We start from the raw sequence: 17057 nt of genomic DNA on the forward strand, positions 1-17057 counted from the left end.
CATTTAAATCAGAAATGGCTTTTTGGGCATCCGCTTGGGTGCGGGTAATAATTTCGCCCAGTTGTACTTCTTGAGTGCCTTTGTAGAAGTTGCTGAAATTATCGTAAGCGGTTTTGACGTCTTTTTCTTGGACAGGATTTTGACGGAGGACGTGAATCGCATAAGCTTGTCCAAGTAAATCGCTTTCAAATGCCGCCCATTCGGTTTTGAAATGTGCTTTTTTATCGGCACCTTGTTTTTTGGCATCCGTACGGGCATGTTCCAAAGCTTGTTTGAATTCGGCGCTTTGGTCGAGCTTCAGGCGTTTGGCTTCTTGTGATACGACGGTATTGATGACTTGGCGCTCAGTCAGTTCTCTGCGCAGCTCGGGAGAATCGGGAATTTTGTTGTTTGCTGCACGCAGCGCGGCAACTTGGGCATCAATAACGCTGCTGTCGATGGTTTGCCCATTAACTGTAACTAAGGTTTGGGCAGAAAGGCTGCCGGAAACCAGAGCAGTCATCAGCATAGAGATGAGATGTTTTTTCTTCATGATTTTCTCTTGTTATGTCCAGTATGTCTGTAATTAGTGAAAGTATTCGTCCGGAGTGGCCGCTTTGATGCTCAATGCGTGAATCAGCCCTTCGGAAAACAGGTCGTGCAGTAAGGTTTTAATGGTGCGTTGGCGGTTAAGACGGCTGACGCCGCCGAAAGCTTCGCTGACGACTACGACCGTATAATGCCCGCCTCCTTTGTTTCCCGAGTGGCCCGCATGCAGATGGCTGTCATCCTGAAAGTCAAAAAAAACAGGATTCAACGTTTTCAGACGACCTTCAATAGCCTCGCGCATATCCATTATTTGAATACGGCTTTGAACGGTTTGATCAATACTTCTTCATAGACGCCCGCATCGACGTAAGGGTCTTTTTCCGCCCATTCTTGAGCGGCATCCAAAGATTCAAATTGTGCCACAATCAGGCTGCCGGACACGCGCTCCGGATTGTCGGGAAGAGGGTTGGGGCCGGCAGTCAGAAGACGTCCTTCAGCCTTCAAAGCTTCCAAGCGTTGCAGATGGGCAGGGCGTGCCGCCATACGGGCTTCGTGTACATTATCGGCATCGGTGGCCAGGAGCATGTAATATTCCATCAACTATCCTTTTGGGGTAAATATCGGCTCAAATAGGAAAATTGAGCGATAAAGAAAACAAACAAAAAGCCGGTAGAGCCGAACATTTTGTAATTTACCCATTGTTCTTTGAAGTGGGTAAATACAAACCAGTTGGCAATACCTAAGAAAATCATGAATGCGATCCAGGCATAAGTCAGTTTGCTCCAAACATGTTCGGGCAGTTCCAGCTCTTTGCCCATAGTCGCTTTTAATCCGTTTTTCCCGCTTAGATGGCTGATCAGCAAAACCAATGCACCAATCCAGAACAAAACGGTCGGTTTCCACATGATAAAACGGTCATCATGAAGTAGAATGGTCGCGCCGCCGAATACGACGATCAGGATCAGGCCGACCCACTGCATCGTATCGAGTTTTTTGTATTTCCAGTAAGTAAAACCTGCCTGCAAAATGCCGAATACAACGGCAACCGCAGTCGCAGTAATCATGTTTTTCGTGATTGTGTAAGTCAGGAAAAACAAGATGACTGCCAATAAATCGCTTAAAACTTTCATAATCAAACAAACAAAAAAGATGAAACCAATCGGCTAAACGCTAATCATACAGGCAGCCTCACCTTTTTGCACCACCCTGGAAACGAAATTGCCGATTCAAGCGGGCAATAATCTAAAAAAGGGTTTAAAAAATGCCGTCGGGATGATAAACTATGTTATCAGTAGGATTTGTAAAAAAGAAACACAGAAATTACAAACCTGTTAATTTCTCGTTCGTTTCATCACTTAATTCATCGGATTACTTGGCAGACTGCGACTTTAGAAGATATCATAACGTAATATATCGTAATATACGGTTAAGTATGTAGCAGTTCTAGCAGGGTTGTCATTTTACACAGGGGACAAGTTTTGAAAAACCATCATAAAATCAAATTAATCGCGGCATCTGTGGCCTTGGCAGTGTCGTTTGGTGCGAGCGCAGGGCTTGGCGGGCTGAATGTCCAATCCCATCTGGGCGAGCCGTTTTCAGGCAGTATCACCGTAACCGGTGACGAGGCTCAGGCGCTGTTGAAAGGCGGAAAAGCGACTGTTTCCAATAGCAATTTGCGTACCAGTGTCCGTAAGTCGGGCGACAAGGCAGTCGTCACTATCCACTCAAGCAAAGCGATTAAAGACCCTGTGTTGATTTTCCAAGTCGGCGCAGGTTCGCAATCACGCGAATACACAGCCATCATTGATCCCGCAGGCTATTCCGGTAAAACGGATGGTTCAAGCCGTGCGCGCAGCGGTGGCGAATCTTCATCCAATTCTTCTGCCGACAACAATTCATACCATTCTCAATTTGACCGTCAGGCGGCGCGTGACCGCATCAACCGCGCGATACAAAACGGAAATCAAAATGAAACCGTTCGCAAGGAAGCTGTACGAAAAGATAAAAACAACACGAATAAACCGGTACAGACACAGGCACAGCCGTCAAAACAACAGCAACAATCTTCTGTAGGCGCCAATGGGACCGAGATTCGTTATGGCAAGCAGCATCTGGTTCGTCAGGGTGAGACCCTGACCGAAATTGCCACTAAAATCCGTCCTCAAGGAATGACCGTCGAACAAACGATACAGGCATTGGTCAATGCCAACCCCGGCGTGTTCATCGGTAAAGATGCCGACCGTATGCTTGCGGGCAAGGTGTTGTACATTCCGATGCACGGCGATATGAAATCGACGGCATCCAAACCTGCACAAGTCAAACCTCCGGTTCAGGAAGGCAATAAGCCTCAAGCCCAAGGGTCGTCTGAAAAAGCCGGTACCGCAACGTCTCCTAAAGAGACTCCGGTAGAAAACACCAAAGTAGAAAATAAAAAAGAAGATAAAAAAGCTGAGCCGGTACAAGAAGCCAAGCCCGAAACCAAACCGGCTGTAACGACGGCAGGTACTCCGGAACAAAATAAAGCTGAAACAGGTGCAGCATCTGCCGAGCAAGTAAATGTCCTGCCTGAGCCGAATGCGTCGTCTGCAACAGCAAACACAGAACCACAAGAAATTTCTCAGGCACAAGCTGATGTTGAAGCGCGCATTGCCTCGGCAGTTGCCACAGAAAAACAACAAGAAGAAGCGTCAGCGGAAGACAGCGGATTATGGCGCTGGCTGTTGATCGGCGGTGCGGCAGCGGCAGGTTTGTTGCTGTTGCTGTTCTTGTTGGGCAAGCGGAAGAATTCAGCTGTTGCGCCTGTGGTAGGTGCGATAGATCAGGACGATCAGGATGAGGACGATCTCGATATCAGTATCGAAGATCATGTATTCCCTGCTGCCACTGCGCCGCAACCGCAACCACAAGTTGTAGCAGAAACTTCCAAACCTGAAGAAGACGGTTTGGAAATTGAAGATGATTTCGATGATGAAGTATTCTTCAATGAGCCGGCTCCTGTTGCCGAACCTGCTCAAGAAAACGTCGATCTGGATTTGAACGAACTGGATAATACTCAAGCCAGCATCGTGTCCGGCGCCGTTACCATCGACGAAGAAACCGAAAAACGCCGTGATATCGATTGGGATACTGTCGAATCTACCGAAAGCGTATATGAGCCGGAACCGGAAAATCCATATCAACACGTTGCGGTTGTAATGGAAGACAGAACTGCTGAAGTAGAAACAGAGCCTCAGCATGAGGAAGAGGCTCCATCAGTTTCCTCTTTTGCAGCAACGCCTGTTTCATCTGTTTCAGACGACTTGTCAGAAGCTCAACCGGAAGCACCGGAAGAAGAGCCAATCCCATTCGAGGTGGAGATTGAAGAGCCTAAGTCGGAAACAATTGACGTAGTAGAAACAGAAGAAGCTGAAACCAAATCCGAAGAATCGGAAGAGGGTTGGGATTTCTTTGCGGAAGAGCCGAAAACAGTTAAAGCCATCGAGCCTTTCCCTGAATTAGGTGTGCAAGAAGAAACGTCGTCTGAAGTTGCTGATATACAAGAAGATGCTTTGTCTGAAGTTGAAACAGCAGACAAACAGGCAGATAGCTCAGAAGAAGCACTGGATTTCGTTGTTGAAGAAACAGAACAGCCACAGCCCGAAGCCGATACTCAACCGTTTGAGATTAAGCAAGACGAACCTTTAGCATTCCAAGATGGCGAAGATTTCAGTATTGAAAATACTCAAGAAGCCAGCGCTGACGAAACCATCGAATGGGAAAATCTGGGTGTGGAAGATACTGCTGACAGCAGTAATGAACATTCCGGTTTTGAATCAGGCTTCATCTCCGAGTCTGTCGGTATGACAGCTCCGCTGGAAGCTAAATATGACCTGGCTAAAATGTATGTCGAAATCGGCGATCCCGATGCTGCCCGCGAGACATTGACTGAATTGCTGGAAGACGCAAGCGGTGAGATCCGTCATAAAGCCGAAGCATTGATGAACGAATTGAATGCCTAATATTGGCAAGTAAATCGAAATTGAACAATGCTAAAATAAAAGATGCCGTGAAAACGGCATCTTTTATTATTTTCAGACGACATATGACTTCATACACCGAATCATTATCCATAAAAACCATACAAAGATGGGCATTAACCCTGTCTTATGACGGCAGCCTATTTTACGGTTGGCAAAAACAAGCCGACGGTTTACCCACTGTCCAGACGGTATTGGAAAGCGCACTCAGCCAAATTGCAGGCGAGACCATCCGAACCATCGTTGCCGGACGAACCGATACGGGCGTACACGCGACTGCGCAAGTCGTCCATTTTGATACCGCAGTGGTCCGTCCCGAGCAGGCGTGGGTGCGGGGCGTCAATGCGTATCTTCCTGAAGGTGTGGCTGTATTGTTCGCGCAGCAGGTTGCCCCACATTTTCATGCCCGCTTTGACGCATACGGTAGAAGATATCGTTACCTTTTGGAATCATCTCCCGTCCGCTCCCCGATATTGCAAGGTAGAGTAGGGTGGACGCACCTCAAACTCGATCCTGAAAAAATGCAGCAGGCGGCATTATTATTAGAAGGCGAACATGATTTCTCCAGCTTTCGTGCTGCCGAATGCCAAGCAAAATCACCCGTTAAGACCCTGTATAGTGCAAAAATCAGCGGTACGCCGCAATTCTTAAAACTAGACTTACACGGCAATGCCTTTTTGCATCATATGGTGCGTAATATCATGGGGGCATTGGTTTATGTTGGTAGCGGCAGGCTTAGCGTTTCCGGATTTCAGGACTTAATCGAAGAGCGCAGCCGATTAAAAGCCCCGCCGACTTTTATGCCTGATGGGCTGTACCTGACCGGAGTGGATTATCCGCCAGAGTTCGGTATCATTTTCCCCGAAATGCCGATATGGCTGTGAGGTCGTCTGAAAACAAAGTGTCCGCTTATAGGGAATCTTTTTTAGTAATGTCCCGTTTGTGGATAAAGCACACACTACATGAGTAAGGTATAGCAATCCGATACAACATAGATATTCTGACCAGTCCTTTGGAAAATTTGGTTTCCTAGCTTTGTATGTGCAAATTGTAAAAGGTCGTCTGAAAACGCTACACAGATTTCAGACGACCTTTTCTTTGGAGGAGCAGCATAGGTAATGCTGATGCTACGTCAGTGAAATCGTAAATCAAAAGAGGAGAATGCATACTTCCATCTTAAAAGAGTGGGTATTTCCAATGTGCATGACTGGCTAAGCCTATAAATTGCACGCTTTAAGAGAGTACATACTGATTCTCTCTTAATTTACTCGTTTACCCGAGTTAGCCAAAAAACAACAGCCAATCGCCTAAAACGACCGTTTAGGAAATTGTGTTGTAAAAATGCAAACAACGGGTGAGTTGATATTACATTATGATTTATAAGGAAAATATTGCGAATGCCTTGTTGTAATGCGGGTGCTGTGAGGTCAGGCGGTCAGTAGGGGTAGTGAATAAAGTTTGTTTTTTTAGAGAGGAACAATTATAGTGAGAGTCATGGAATCGCTGATTCCAGCGATAATGTAAAGCCTAAGCGGATTCTATCCGGGTCTGCTTAAGTTATTTCTTCACGATAGAAAAGGAATACAGCAATGAAAAAATCTCTGATTGCTCTGACTTTGGCAGCTTTGCCTGTTGCAGCTATGGCTGACGTGACTCTGTACGGTCAAGTTAAAGCCGGTGTTGAAGTTTCTCGCACTAAAGAAACTGTTAATCACGTAAGCACCAAAAACAAAACTGCAACTGAAATTGCTGACTTTGGTTCCCGTATCGGTTTCAAAGGTCACGAACACCTGAGCAACAACCTGAATGCTATCTGGCAAGTAGAGCAAAATACTTCTGTTGCCGGTACTGACAAAGGTTGGGGTACTCGTGAATCCTTCATCGGTTTGGAAGGCGGCTTCGGTAAAGTTCGCGCAGGTAAATTGAACACTGCTCTGAAAGACAACAGCGACAGCGTAGATCCTTGGGAATCTAGCGACGCGAATGCATCAGTTTTGCAATTCGGTAAACTGAAACGTGTTGACGAGCGTAAAGTATCTGTACGTTACGACTCTCCAGTATTTGCTGGTTTCAGCGCAAGCGCTCAATACCAACCACGCGACAATGCTAACCCTGAGGACAAACATGTTCATGACGTGAAAACCCGTCACTCTTTCGACTTGGGTCTGAACTATGAAAACTCCGGTTTCTTCGGTCGCTACGCTGGTACTTTTGCAAAACGTAAAGTTTTGAGCGACGATCATCTGGAACTGTTCAACAGCAACACTACTTTGGGTTCTGGCGTTTACAAAGACTACCAAGCACACCGTCTGGTAGGTGGTTACGATGCTAACAACGTACTGGTTTCTGTTGCAGGTCAATACGAAGGCTTTAAAGCTGACGTAGCTGACGCTAAGAAAAACGAACGTACTGAAGTTGCTGTAACTGGCGGCTACCGTATGGGTAACGTAATGCCTCGTCTGTCTTACGCTCACGGCTTCAAAGCTAAAGAAAACGGCGTGAAACAAGGTAACAGCCAATACAACCAAGTAATTGTTGGTGCTGATTACGACTTCTCTAAACGTACTTCTGCTCTTGTTTCTGCCGGTTGGTTGAAAGAAGGCAAAGGTGGGGACAAAACTCAATCTACCGCTGGTCTGGTTGGTCTGCGTCACAAATTCTAATCTAGTACGATTAGTTTAAATAAAGAGCCTGCTTTATGCAGGCTCTTTTGTTTTTTGAATGATGTGTGTTGGGTTGGATGTGTATCGGTTTCGTATTATCTGTACGGTCTGTGGCTTCGCAGCCTTGTCCTGATTTGAATTTACCCCGCTATGGCTTGCATAGACAGTATAACGATGGAAGATTGCCGTGGATTGTATAGTGGATTAACTTTAAACCGGTACAGCGTTGCCTCGCCTTAGCTCAAAGAGAACGATTCTCTAAGGTGCTGAAGCACCAAGTGAATCGGTTCCGTACTATCTGTACTGTCTGCGGCTTCGTCGCTTTGTCCTGATTTAAATTTAATCCACTATAGTACCGCTCATTCCCTCATTATGTGAAGTTTATTGGATAGAAAAAGGTCGTCTGAAAAACCGGATTCGGATTTTCAGACGACCTTTGTTTGAATCGAAAGCTTGTTTATTCGATGACTTCTTCGGTTGTCGTGCTGCGGTAGGTAGAGCCGTTGAACGTCGGCACGGGCGGGGGCAGCAGGTTGTTGAGGGTCAGGGCGGCGGGGTTCAGGGTAGGGTAGCCGCTGAAGGTTACGGTGTAGCCGCCGTTGGCAGTGCTGTGGATTTTGGCATGTGCACCTAAGGGGAAGGTGCTTTTATTGGTAATGTGTCCGAAGGGGAAACCTGTCAGGACGGGGACTTTGGCGGTGCGTGAGACGTGGTTGACGACGGCGGAGAAGTCGTAGCTTGAGTCGTACACGTCGCGGATGGTGCCCATGCGGAAGTCGCCGAAGATGATGGCGCGTTGTTTTTGCAGGATGCCTGCAAGATAAAGCGTGTTCAACATGCGTTCGATGCGGTAGGGTTGCTCGCTGACGTCTTCGACGAACAGGATGCCGCCTTGGATGTCGGGCATATAGGGCGAGCCTGCGAGGGAGGCTAGGACGCTGAGGTTGCCGCCCCATAAGGTACCTTCGACGTTGACGTTGGCACGTTGGATGGCGGGAACGTCGATGATGTTGACGTTGTTGGTGGTGCCGCGGATGAACGAATCCATGGTGAAGACACTGGGTTCGGGTTTGCCGAATTCGCTGTAAACCATAGGGCCGGCGAAACTTGCCATATTGCCTTTGGCGAGTAGGGCGAGTTGGACGGCGCAAACATCGCTGAAGCCGAAGAACAAGGTGCCGCGTTCGCGCATTCTGGCGCCGAGTGAGGCGAAGTCGATTTGCGGCAGGATGCGTGCCGCGCCGTAGCCGCCACGCAAACCCATGAGGACTTTGGGGGTTTCAACGCGGCCGGTGGCGACCTCTTGGAAGTCGGCGGCACGTTGGGCGTCGGAGCCGGCGAAGCGTTGATAGCGTCGGCTGCCTGCTTGTTGGTTGGTCACGGTAAAACCTGCGTTATAGAGGCGGGTCAAGCCTGCGTTGACGCGGTTGGGGTCTTCGGCAAAGCCGGAAGGGGCGACGACGCGGAGGAGGTTGTCGCCGGAGCGTGGGGGATGGCTGGTTTTGGGCTGCACGGGTTGGGCTTTCGCTGTGTTGCCGGTTTGAGTGGATGGGGTGACGGTAGTGCCGGTGCCGCAGGCTTGCAGCAGTCCGGCTCCGGCTGCGGCGGAGCAGGCGCGGAGGAAATGGCGGCGGGAGGTTTGCCAGGTCATATGGTTTCCTTTGCTTGGGTTTCAGACGACCTTTTCGGCAGGGGTCGTCTGAAAATCGGTTGATATGCGGTATCCGATACGCCTATTGAGGTCGTCTGAACGTTACGCCAGCAGGGCTTTGACTTGTTCCGTCCAGTTGTCCGGCAGGGTCATGCCGTGTTCGCGGACGGGGGCTGCCCAAATCGGGGCGGGAAAGTTGGCATCGTTTTCAAAGCGGGCGATGACGTGCCAATGCAGATGGGGAACGACGTTGCCCAGGCTGGCAAGGTTGATTTTGGCGGGATGGAACACTTGGCGCATGGCGGCTTCGACTTTATACACCATTTCCATGATTTCGGCACGTTCGGCGGCTGAAAGGTCGGTCATCTCGGCGATGTGGTCGTTCCAGATGACGCGGCAGAATGCCGGGGCTGCGGCTTCGTTGTGGACGGCGATAACGCGCAGGTTTGGCGTTTGCAGCAAAATGTCTTCGTTGTCTGCGGTGCAGATGGGGCAGGTCATGGGTTTTTCTTTCTGAGTCTGAATAGGAATCGGATGATTTCAATCAGGATTTTTAGAACGAGGTAAATGGCACTCAGAGATATGAATGCGAAAAGCCACGGTTCAGGTATAAACCACCAAAATAAATAGGAGGGCGTGATTAAGTCGGCACATTCTTCGGCACTCTCAATGTGATCGCACAAGCCAAAGCGAAAAAAATCATCGACATCATGAAAGGGCGAATAGGCGAACATAAGCGCTATGGGCGTCACACAAATCAATGCAATGATGGCAATCCAAAAGAATGGTTTGAGATGTTTGAGTGCAGTCATGGATGAAGTGTTATAAAAATTTTGCCGCGCCTCGGTTGGCGAGCTCGTCGGCTTTTTCGTTTTCAGGGTGTCCGGCATGGCCTTTTACCCAAGTCCAGCGGACTTCGTGCTGTTGAACCAAGCTGTCGAGTTCTTTCCATAAATCATCGTTTTTAACCGGTTTCTTGGCGGCGGTTTTCCAGCCGTTTTTTTTCCAGCCGTGTATCCAGCTTTCCATGCCGTTTTTGACGTATTGCGAGTCGGTGCAGATGATGACTTGGCAGCGGCGTTTTAGGGATTTCAGGCCTTCGATGACGGCGGTCAGCTCCATGCGGTTGTTGGTGGTTTCCGCTTCGCCGCCGAACAGTTCTTTTTCATGTGCGCCGTAACGCATGAACACGCCCCAGCCGCCGGCGCCGGGATTGCCTTTGCATGCGCCGTCGGTGTAGAGATAGACGGGTTTGTCCATAAAATACCTTTGTGTGAAGAGCCATTATCATAACACAAGGCAGGAGGTCGTCTGAAAGCGGGGTTTGGGAATGGTTTTTTAAGTGGACGAATGGATGCCGCGCTGATTGTCGGCAATGGGAAACAGGTCGTCTGAAACGGTTTCAGACGACCTGTTTGACTATGGGCGCGGTGTTAACTGCCTGCGCCGACGGTGTAAACCTTACCGATGCTGCTGGGGTCTTGCAGGACGGCGGCGACGGCGGTGGCGAGTCCGTTTCGGCTCATGTAGTTTTTAGGGATGCCGTCGGGGCGGTCGGTCAGGATGTGGCGATTGTCTTTGCTGTTGTCCAAACCGCAGGGGCGGAGGATGGTCCAGTTCAAACTGCTTTGTTTGAGGTAGATTTCGGCTTCGGTTTTGGCGCGGACGGCTTCGCCGAGGGCTTGTTTGAAGGGTTCGCTCATCATGTCCCATTGTTCGCCGCAACCCATGCTGGTAATCAGGATGAAACGGGCTTGCGGGTTGGCGGCTTGGGCGGCGGCGATGATGTTGATATTGCCCAGTGCGTCGCTGCGTATGCCTTGTTCGTTTTTGCCGCCGACGAAACTGATGACGTTGTCGGGGCGGTATTGCGCGAACACTTTGTCGAGCGCGTCGGCATCGAACGCGTCGGCGGTGGCTGTCTGAATGCGGTGTTCGCTAAAGAACGAATCTTCAGACGGCTTTCTTAATACGGCGACGGTGTCGGCGGGATGGGTGAGCGTGCGGATGAATGCGCGGCCGGACGGGCCGTTGGCGCCGAAGATGAGTTGCATGGGGTCTCCTTTGTTGGATGGTTTGGGGTAGGCTGGTTGATTTTCAGACGACTTTGAATTGTTAGTTTGTGCTTTGCCCTCTCCCTAACCCTCTCCCACGGGGAGAGGGGATGGGTTGGCAGGGAAGCTAAAAGTGGCAGAGAAGCCAAAAATGGGAGCAGTCGTAAAATGGTTCAGTTGTAGCGTGGGCTATGCCCACGATTTTGCTCCAACGGTCGTCTGAAATCTGTATTTGTTTTTAACGAAACTCGCTGTATTCGTTTTAACTTCATTGATACTGCGCTTTCAGACGACCTTGTTGTGTTTGAAGCCGTGTGGTCGTGGGCATAGCCCACGCTACTTCTTTTCAGTTTTCTTTTGTGGCAGAGCTTAGGTCGTCTGAAAACGGGCAAAGCGGGTTTTATAACAACTGTCGTAGCGTGGGCTTTGCCCGCGGAATTGACTTACCGGTTTGTGCTTTACCCTCTCCCTAATCCTCTCCCGCGGGGAGAGGGGATGGGTTGGCAGGGAAACTCCAAGTGGCAGAGAAACCAAAAATGGTTCAGTTGTAGCGTGGGCTATACCCGCGATTTTGCTCCAAAGGTCGTCTGAAATCTGTATTTGTTTTTAACGAAACTCGCTGTATTCGTTTTAACTTCATTGATACTTCGCTTTCAGACGACCTTGTTGTGTTTGATGTTGCGTGGTCGTGGGTATAGCCCACGCTACTTCTTTTCGGTTTTCTTTCGTGGCTGAGCGGTGGTCGTCTGAAAATGGGCGAGGCAGGTTTTATAACAACTGCCGTAGCGTGGACTTTGCCCGCGGAATTGACTTACCGGTTTGTGCTTTGCCCTCTCCCTAACCCTCTCCCACGGGGAGAGGGGATTTAGGATACTGAGATTCAACCATTTTTGGATTCTCTGCCACTTGGAATTTACCAGCAAATCTATCCCCTCTCCCCGTGGGAGAGGGTTAGGGAGAGGGTGGTAAGCGCAAGCTTACTTTGGAAACAAACGCCAATCTTGCAGGCAGCCTGTCGAATTTCATCGGATATTTACGATGCCGAAAGATGATTTTGTTTGTGCAGGAATGCGGCAATTTCTCTCTGTTTCAGGCAGAGGTCGTCTGAAACCTGTTTAAGCCGCCTCAAACAGTTTTCTCATGGCTTCGATTTGGTGTTGTTTGAGTTCGCCGGCTTCGTCGCGGCCGACGAAGATTTTGAACATAGCGCCGCCGTTGCGGTTGATGAAGTTGAGCGAGCAGGTGTCTTTGCCCATAAACGGGCGTTCCAAAAGGTAGATGGCGGCGCAATTTTCGTAATAAATATGACCGTGTACGCCGCCGTCGGTTTCGGGGTGGTCGAAATTGTAGAAGCCGCGGCCGACTTTGCCGCCGGGCAGTTTGCCGGTAACTTCGACGATGGCGTCGGGGGTATGGGCGATGAAGGTGACGGCTTCGTTCCAAGCGGCGACGGCTTGGAGGATTTCGACGATGCGACTGCCTTCGGTTTGGCGGATGCAGTTTTCGGGCAGGCAGCGGATGACATCTTCAAAGCTGCATTGGTTTTGTGCGGCGAGCATTTCGAGCACTTGGCCGGGATTTTTTTCCAATGATTGGCGCAACATGATTTGTTGTTCGGATGAAAGTTTTTGCATGGTTTGATCCTTTTCTTGGGTCGGGAGGGTGAGCATGAGTTTGCGGATGAGGGTGGGCGACCAGTAGCGGCCGCTGGTGTTCAGGCGGATGAGGCCGTCCGAACCTTGTTCTTCAAAGAGTTGCATTGCCTGCCATTGGGCAATTAGTTTCTGCGCGGCGGCGTTGCCGTCAAACAGCGAGGGATTCAGACGACCTGTTTCCATGTCGTGCTGCACTTGTCCAAGTAGGGTTTTGTTCGGGCTGTGGCCGCTCATGAAGGCGATGTTTTTTTCACCTTTCGGGGTGGCGAGGTAGCTGTCCAAATCGCCCTGCACCTGATAGCTGAAGCCGCCGAAGTTGCCGCCTGCGCCGGAGCCGAACGCCCAGCAGGGGATATTGGATTTGACCAGCGTGTTGTAGCGGTTGCGTTCGCCGCGGCCGGGATAGGCGAAATGGCTGTTGCTGACTTGGTTCCAGCCTTTTTGCTCCAGCGTTTCGACGGCGTAGGCGTATTGGTCGGCCTGAACGTCGAAACCCGGCGGGGCGGGAAATGCGCCTTTCTCCACCATGCGGTTGATGGGCAGCATGGGATAGAGGTTGAAGGCGTAGGTGTCGAGTCCGGACAAAGGCAGGGCGGTGGCGCGTTCGAGGTCGTTTTGCCAAACGGCATCGGTTTGGTTGGGCAGGCCGAACATCAAATCGACAACGATGACGGCATTGATTTCACACAGTTTTTCCAGATAGGCAAAGGCTTCGTCGCCACCGTGTTTGCGGCCGAGGCGGCGGCGGATGGCGGTGTCGAAGGTTTGTACGCCGATGGAAATGCGGTTGGCACCCGCTTCTACGCAGGCTTGGGCTTTTTCGATGTCGAAATGGCTCATACGGCCTTCGATGGTGAACTCGCAGTCGTCGGCAATCGGCAGGTATTGGTAACAGGCACGGATGAGTCTGGCGAGGTCTTGAGTTTGCAGCGCGGTGGGCGTGCCGCCGCCGAAATAGACGGCGCGGATTTTGCCGTTGCCTTGGCGGATTTCGGATTCCGCCGCCAGTTCTTCGATGATTTTGTCGGTGTAAACGCTGCTGTAACTCTCTTTCCATGCGTTGCGGTAGAAGCCGCAGAACACGCAGTGGTTGGCGCAGAAGGGGATGTGCAGATAGGCAAGCGCGTCGGAATCGGCGGCATGGGGGAGCTTCTGCCGCCAGATGTTCTGCCACTGCGGGCGTGGAATCGGTATGCCGCCCCATATCGGCATCAACGCCTGCCGTTCGGGAAAGGCTTTAGGCGCGGATTGGCGCGGTGTCCAAACAATCTGCTTTTCCATAGTTGATTAAAAATGATTATTAATCATATTAGTAAATTAAATCACTGTCATCAGGCAGTGTCAAGGATGATAGAGCGGGAAAACGGAACATGAACAGTGTCGGCAGGTGAATAAATATAGTGGATTAACTTTAAACCAGTACGGCGTTGCCACGCCTTAGCTCAAAGAGAACGATTCTCTAAGGTGCTGAAGCACCAAGTGAATCGGTTCCGTACTATCTGTACTGTCTGCGGCTTCGTCGCCTTGTCCTGATTTAGTTAATCCACTATATTGGTGGAATGGCTTGAGGTTGTCTGAAAAATCAAAGACTTGTTTTGCTTTTGGTCTTAGTGATGAGGCATTCAACCGAAAACCTGATGAATAGGTGACAAAACCGGCAAGCCGATGGCGTAACAAAAAAAGGTCGTCTGAAACCCAAAATCGGATTTCAGACGACCTTTAACTTTATCTTCAGACGGATAGCTTACATTTGCTGTTTCGCCGCGTTGATGGCGTTTTGGTCGGGATTGATCAAAATCTCGACGCGGCGGTTTTGGGCGCGGCCTTCGGCTGTCGCATTGGATGCGATAGGGTGGCGTGAGCCGTAGCCGGCGGTGGTCAGGCGCGAGCCGTTTACGCCGCGGGATTGCAGGTAGTCGGCAACGGCAAGTGCGCGATTTCGGGACAGCGGTTCGTTGATGGCGTCGTTGCCGGTGTTGTCGGTATGACCGTTAATCGTCAAGGTCGTGTCGGGGTATTGCACCAGCGTTTCGGAGGCGGTCGCCAAAGCGTTTCTCGCCTGATCGCTCAATGCCGCGCTGCCTGTGGCGAAGGTGACGTTTTCAGGCATCACCAACTTGATTTGGTTGCCTTGGCGTTCTACTTCGATGTTGGTGTTTTTCAGGTTTTCGCGCAGTTTTTTCTCTTGATAGTCCATGTAGCCGCCTACGCCCGCGCCAATCGCGCCGCATGCCAACGCGGAGTTGCGCGCGCCTTTGCCGCCATGGGTCAGTGCGCCGACGATGCCGCACACTGCCGCGCCGCCTAAGCCGTACATGGCGGTTTTGCTGGTGTTGCGTTGTCCGCTTACAGGGTCGGTTACGCAGCCGGTCAGTGCTAAAGGAATTGCCAACGCGGCAACGGTCAGGGATTTCAAGAGTTTCATTAAGATGTCCTTTCGACAACGACGCAGGGGTCGTCTGAAAATCAGTTGGAAGAAGGAATGGTTCCCGCCATGACTCATATTGCCATTAATCCAATCGCTGTCCGTTCATTGCCCGCGCGTTTCAGGGATAACGCGACGCGGCAGCCTTGATTAAGGTGTTTTTCATTCAAAACAAAAGATTAGATTTGAAGGGGTTGTCATCACGCAGGAGTATCTATTTGATTGGGCAAAAGAAAAGCGATTTGGTTCACTGAGCGCCGATAATTGGCATGGCGGTATGCGGATTTGCCGCGATACCGCTTTTTAACGCTGTTTCGCACGATGCCGCCGATACCATCCCGCCAGCGCAAATTTCAAGCGCACTTTCACATCATAGCCCACAGACCCCGCACCCAAGATGAACAAGACGGCGGATACCGGCAGCGCGAAATGGTGTCCGATTTTGTGGTAGCCCCAAGCACCCACGACGCCGCCCAGCAGAAATGCCCACATCAAGCCGTTCAACAGCCACATCTTCGGCTTATTGACATGAACATGAGGCAGGCGCGGATGATGTTTTTTTGAATAATACAGCGCACGCGAAAGCTCGATGCCCAAGTCGGTCGCCGTGCCGGTCATATGCGTCGAACGGATGGCGCCGCCGGACAAAAGCGTCATCACCGTATTGTGCATTCCCATGATGAAACACATTAAAAACAAAGCCAATGACGGGAAAACCAAATTCCCGTCCCCGATGTTCCACTTCGATGTCGTCAGACCGAACAAGCCGAATATCAGCAGATAAACCGCTTCCAGCCACATGGAAAAACCGAAGCTGCCGCGAAACCGCTTCTGCTGCGTCCACAAAACCACCCAGCCCGAATGCGCTGCGCCGACAATGAAACACAACACGCTGATCAAAGCCACCGCCGCCGTTAACCATTCGCGCAGATAAACAGCGTCTGCCAGCATCGACATCGAGCCGGTAACGTGTGACGTATAACGTGAAAATGCAAAGAAACCGCCTGCGTTGATTGCACCCGCCAACATCGCCATGATATAGCCGAGCCTGCGGAAACGCGCATCGGAAATGTGGTGTTCGTGCAGATACGGCCTGTCCGCCTGCCAAAACGGCGGCGCGTGCAGGCGCTCATGCCGACGCTTGTGGCGGTTGGTCGGCTGCTGTGGCTCGTTTGGTGTTTCTTCGCGATGATTTGCCGTCATATCAATCCCTTTTCAATTTTTCAGACGACCTCGATTCGATTGGATATGGTGCGATATTGTATCGCTAAGGGCTTCTTCAATGAATATGGCGAAATCACTATAAAAAGAGCAGGGTGAGATATGAGGTCGTCTGAAAATGGCTCTTCACTTTTCAGACGACCTCTTGTCAGGTGGTACGGTTTGTTTTGGCCGGGCTTTGCCGTTTTGTCGGTTGAACACGGACGGTACGACAGGCTTCACAATTTGCCGCAAAAGGCGTACATTACCTCTATCCCTTGATATAAAAAGGAAAAATCATGTCTCCCATTCGAGCTTCCCTGATACTGTGCATCGTGGCAACCCTGACCGCTTGTGCCACTACGCCCGAACAAAAAGCCGCCCGCGAACGCGCGCAAAGACGTTATGAACAGAACCTTCAAGTCAGTCTGGCTGCCGAATGCGATCCGGAGACTGCCAAACTGATGCGCAAACAGTTCGAGCAGGCGGAGCAAGTCGGCACGCCCAGTGCAGAACAAAAAGCCTTCCGCCTGAAATACATCGACAAAGTGTCCGACCCGATGTTCCAAGCCTGCTATAAGATGGCATGGCAAAATTATATTTCCCAACAACAGCTGCGCGAAGCACGCTATTACCGCTATTACGACGAGTGGGGATTCCCGTTTTACCGGCCGTATTACTGGTGGTAAGAAACGGCTTGATGTCTGTGCAGCCTTGAGCCGATAGAGTGGGGCAATTGTAGAGAGCCGGCGCTAAGGCGGGCTGTTTGTGGTGTTGCAGTGTCCGTTACCGAAACATGGAGAAAGACAGCGGACGATGTAAAAAAGGTCGTCTGAAAACCCGTTTTCAAGTTTTCAGACGACCT

The 17057-nt window shown here is 50.5% G+C and carries 15 protein-coding genes and 1 pseudogene; 4 read left to right on the forward strand and 12 right to left on the reverse strand.

Annotated features, from left to right (window positions below):
- From HMPREF1028_RS00915 to HMPREF1028_RS00930, 4 genes and pseudogenes are all read right to left on the reverse strand, one after another.
- Positions 1 to 532, reverse strand: a pseudogene (locus HMPREF1028_RS00915) (hypothetical protein); the annotation flags it as partial.
- Positions 533 to 565: 33 nt separating this feature from the next.
- A complete protein-coding gene (locus tag HMPREF1028_RS00920) occupies positions 566 to 835 on the reverse strand; it encodes a BolA family protein (RefSeq protein ID WP_003759357.1) in 270 nt (89 codons plus the stop codon).
- Entirely contained in the window at positions 835 to 1125 is a 291-nt protein-coding gene (locus HMPREF1028_RS00925) for a YciI family protein (protein ID WP_003759356.1), read from the reverse strand. Before HMPREF1028_RS00925 ends, HMPREF1028_RS00920 begins: the two co-directional genes overlap by 1 nt.
- Complete coding sequence (locus HMPREF1028_RS00930; protein ID WP_009310951.1) at positions 1125 to 1658, reverse strand: septation protein A; 534 nt, start codon at positions 1656 to 1658, stop codon at positions 1125 to 1127. Before HMPREF1028_RS00930 ends, HMPREF1028_RS00925 begins: the two co-directional genes overlap by 1 nt.
- 348 nt (positions 1659 to 2006) lie before the next feature.
- Between HMPREF1028_RS00930 and HMPREF1028_RS00935 the strand changes: the two genes are divergently transcribed.
- From HMPREF1028_RS00935 to porB, 3 genes are all read left to right on the forward strand, one after another.
- On the forward strand, positions 2007 to 4526 hold the full coding sequence (locus HMPREF1028_RS00935; RefSeq protein ID WP_036528836.1) for a FimV/HubP family polar landmark protein: 2520 nt from the start codon (positions 2007 to 2009) through the stop codon (positions 4524 to 4526).
- A gap of 83 nt (positions 4527 to 4609) precedes the next feature.
- Positions 4610 to 5428: a tRNA pseudouridine(38-40) synthase TruA gene (gene truA / locus HMPREF1028_RS00940; protein ID WP_009310953.1), complete on the forward strand. Its 819-nt coding sequence runs from the start codon at positions 4610 to 4612 to the stop codon at positions 5426 to 5428.
- 705 nt (positions 5429 to 6133) lie between these two features.
- Positions 6134 to 7207 carry a trimeric porin PorB gene (gene porB / locus HMPREF1028_RS00945; RefSeq protein WP_003759347.1) on the forward strand — a complete coding sequence of 358 codons (1074 nt, stop codon included), beginning with the start codon at positions 6134 to 6136 and terminating at the stop codon, positions 7205 to 7207.
- Between the two features lie 457 nt (positions 7208 to 7664).
- On the opposite strand, the gene HMPREF1028_RS00950 is transcribed toward porB, so the two are convergent.
- From HMPREF1028_RS00950 to HMPREF1028_RS00985, 8 genes are all read right to left on the reverse strand, one after another.
- Positions 7665 to 8858: an LD-carboxypeptidase gene (locus HMPREF1028_RS00950; protein WP_003776278.1), complete on the reverse strand. Its 1194-nt coding sequence runs from the start codon at positions 8856 to 8858 to the stop codon at positions 7665 to 7667.
- 102 nt (positions 8859 to 8960) lie between these two features.
- Positions 8961 to 9359: an HIT domain-containing protein gene (locus tag HMPREF1028_RS00955; protein WP_009310954.1), complete on the reverse strand. Its 399-nt coding sequence runs from the start codon at positions 9357 to 9359 to the stop codon at positions 8961 to 8963.
- Positions 9356 to 9670: a membrane protein gene (locus tag HMPREF1028_RS00960; RefSeq protein ID WP_009310955.1), complete on the reverse strand. Its 315-nt coding sequence runs from the start codon at positions 9668 to 9670 to the stop codon at positions 9356 to 9358. Before HMPREF1028_RS00960 ends, HMPREF1028_RS00955 begins: the two co-directional genes overlap by 4 nt.
- Before the next feature lie 10 nt (positions 9671 to 9680).
- Entirely contained in the window at positions 9681 to 10118 is a 438-nt protein-coding gene (gene rnhA / locus HMPREF1028_RS00965; RefSeq protein ID WP_009310956.1) for a ribonuclease HI, read from the reverse strand.
- 173 nt (positions 10119 to 10291) lie between these two features.
- Positions 10292 to 10912, reverse strand: coding sequence for an NAD(P)H-binding protein (locus HMPREF1028_RS00970; protein WP_009310957.1), 621 nt, complete (start codon positions 10910 to 10912; stop codon positions 10292 to 10294).
- Between the two features lie 1115 nt (positions 10913 to 12027).
- Entirely contained in the window at positions 12028 to 13848 is a 1821-nt protein-coding gene (gene hutW, locus HMPREF1028_RS00975) for a heme anaerobic degradation radical SAM methyltransferase ChuW/HutW (protein WP_009310958.1), read from the reverse strand.
- 463 nt (positions 13849 to 14311) lie between these two features.
- Positions 14312 to 14992 carry an OmpA family protein gene (locus tag HMPREF1028_RS00980; RefSeq protein WP_009310959.1) on the reverse strand — a complete coding sequence of 227 codons (681 nt, stop codon included), beginning with the start codon at positions 14990 to 14992 and terminating at the stop codon, positions 14312 to 14314.
- Between the two features lie 303 nt (positions 14993 to 15295).
- Complete coding sequence (locus HMPREF1028_RS00985) at positions 15296 to 16195, reverse strand: YoaK family protein (RefSeq protein WP_009310960.1); 900 nt, start codon at positions 16193 to 16195, stop codon at positions 15296 to 15298.
- A 296-nt stretch (positions 16196 to 16491) separates the two neighbouring features.
- On the opposite strand from HMPREF1028_RS00985, the gene HMPREF1028_RS00990 reads away from it, so the two are divergent.
- Positions 16492 to 16881, forward strand: a complete 390-nt coding sequence (locus tag HMPREF1028_RS00990; RefSeq protein WP_009310961.1) for a hypothetical protein — start codon at positions 16492 to 16494, stop codon at positions 16879 to 16881.
- Positions 16882 to 17057 lie beyond the last annotated feature (176 nt).

Source organism: Neisseria sp. GT4A_CT1, from assembly GCF_000227275.1.
GTDB lineage: Bacteria > Pseudomonadota > Gammaproteobacteria > Burkholderiales > Neisseriaceae > Neisseria.